General features: G+C 66.0%; 1 protein-coding gene. It reads right to left on the reverse strand.

The features are described 5' to 3' along the window. Nucleotides 1-77: 77 nt before the first annotated feature. A partial coding sequence (locus SB772_RS41900; RefSeq protein ID WP_410838761.1) for a hypothetical protein occupies nt 78-265 on the reverse strand: 188 nt, incomplete at its 5' end.

Below are 265 nucleotides of genomic sequence, written 5' to 3' on the forward strand. Positions count from 1 at the left end.
CTCATGGGCGCACATGACCGCCGCGGGCAACCGTGGGGTCAAACTGAAACGATCGGCCAGCAGCGGGCCGGGTTTGGTCAGTGATGCGTGAGCGAAGTATCCGGTGGGCGCGCGTGGCGACAGTGCCACAAGGCCCAGAACGCGAGGATGATGTGCACCAGCGGATTTTCACCGGCACGGGTCCGGGCCTTCGGGAGCGAAGGGCGGGACTGCGGGGGCACGGTGAACGGGGCAGGGATCATGCCTTTGATACTCACATGCGGCG

Origin of the sequence: Paraburkholderia sp. SIMBA_030 (genome assembly GCF_046535245.1) — a bacterium.
In the GTDB taxonomy this organism is placed as follows: domain Bacteria; phylum Pseudomonadota; class Gammaproteobacteria; order Burkholderiales; family Burkholderiaceae; genus Paraburkholderia.